Source organism: Ilumatobacter sp., assembly GCF_049588435.1.
Taxonomy (GTDB): domain Bacteria; phylum Actinomycetota; class Acidimicrobiia; order Acidimicrobiales; family Ilumatobacteraceae; genus Ilumatobacter_A.
In genome coordinates this window covers 1-1,641 of sequence record NZ_JBAVYV010000344.1, presented here as the reverse complement: position 1 = coordinate 1,641, position 1,641 = coordinate 1, and the positions used below count along the sequence as shown (strand labels likewise).

The window sequence follows — 1,641 nt, the reverse complement described above, 5'->3', positions numbered from 1 at the left end:
GTCTGGGGCACAGGCGGTTCAGGCGCTGGGGTGGGGCGGGCAGTGGTCGATCCGGCGAGGCTGCCATCGCGGTAATCGCTCTCCGTGGTTTCGAGGTGCTCGTTGTTGAGGTGCTCAATCCCGGATTGGGAAGGGAGGTCCGGTGCCGCGGATTGGGGCGTCCGGTCACTGGTGGCCTGGGTGTCGCGCTCCCCGATGAAGCGAGCGGCGTCCGGAGCGGGGGATTCCTGATCCTCGGAGGTCCGGGCAAACCGTGGTTCACGGGAGGCTGGCCCTGCTGGAGCTTCGGCCGCGTCGGCAGGGGTGGCCTGGATCATCTCAGGAAAGATGGTCACCGTGGTCTCCGCTGCCTGCGGAGTGGGCTGCATCGGCGGCCGGAAGATGTGGCTTTTCACCATCGAAAATCCGAGGATACCGAGGAAGACGACGTTGATCAGCAACGACCACAGGAGGGCGATCGCCCACAGGCGGCCGTCTCCCTGACGTGTGGTGGATGCGGATGAGGTCATGTTTCCCGCCGCGAGAGTTGCCGGGAAATCCCCGACGTGCAACTCGCGAAATCGATTGAGGTGCACGCCGTTCCGCGGAAGTCACCGACCCGATGATGGCAATTTCGTCGCAACTGGCGGATGGTGGTTCCACGTCCGCTGGACGACAAGGTGCCCTGCCGATGCTTGAAGCCAGCCGGGATTTTTCGTTCGCGTATTTGAGCATCCTTTTCGAAGGGGCTCCATTCATTTTGGTCGGCGCAATGATCAGCGGCGTCCTGGATGTTTTCCTGCCGCCGGGCATGATGGAGCGAATTCTTCCGAAGCGGAAGGTGCCAGCGATCCTGGTGGCCGGATTGCTCGGGCTGTTCCTGCCGATTTGCGAATGCGCGGTGGTGCCGGTGATCCGCAGACTGGTGCAGAAGGGGCTGCCCATCTCCTGCGGGCTCACCTACATGCTGGCCGCGCCGGTGATCAACCCGATCACCGCGCTGAGCACCTGGCATGCGTTCCAAGGGCAGGAACCGTGGGTCATGGTGATGGCAAGGTTGGGACTCGCCTACCTGCTCGCGGTGGGAGTGGGGATGATCACCTGCCGGGTGCCTCTGGCGAAAATGCTGACGCCCAAATTGGTCGAAAGCATCCGTCGATCGATCGTTGCGAAGAAATCGCCCGCGTACGATCCGAGGTCGGTTAAGTTCGTGCCCCACCAGGCATCCGTGAAAAAAGTTGGCATGAACACGGATGAACGGGTGGTGGCCGCGGTTCGTTCCGGATTGAGGGACTTCGTGGATGTGGGAATTTATTTCTCGCTGGGAGTGGCGATCACCGCGTTTTTCAACACCGGCATCGCGCCGGGGGCGGACGGGCTGAACCGGTTGGCCGGCGGGTTGGCCACCGGACCGGCCGCGATGATGGTGCTGGCGTTCCTGCTGAGCCTTTGCAGCACCTCGGATGCGTTCATCGCCGCCACGCTGCACCACTTCTCGTTTGCCGCGAAACTGGCATTCCTCACCTACGGACCGCTGATGGACCTGAAGTTGATCTTCCTCTACCGCACCGTGTTCCGTGGACGCCTCATCATGGCTCTGGCGGCCGGGCTGTTTCTGGTCATCTGGCTGGTGACCGTGATGTTGGGATCACTGACTCCTGA

At 62.5% G+C, this 1,641-nt stretch carries 2 protein-coding genes; one reads left to right on the top strand and one right to left on the bottom strand.

Annotation, left to right across the window (positions count from 1 at the left end; translation table 11 throughout):
- Positions 1–575, bottom strand: a 575-nt coding sequence (locus WBV89_RS13450) for a hypothetical protein (protein ID WP_423981863.1), incomplete at its 3' end; no start/stop codon positions are given.
- Between the two features lie 29 nt (positions 576–604).
- Between WBV89_RS13450 and WBV89_RS13445 the strand changes: the two genes are divergently transcribed.
- A partial coding sequence (locus WBV89_RS13445; RefSeq protein ID WP_423981862.1) for a permease occupies positions 605–1,641 on the top strand: 1,037 nt, incomplete at its 3' end.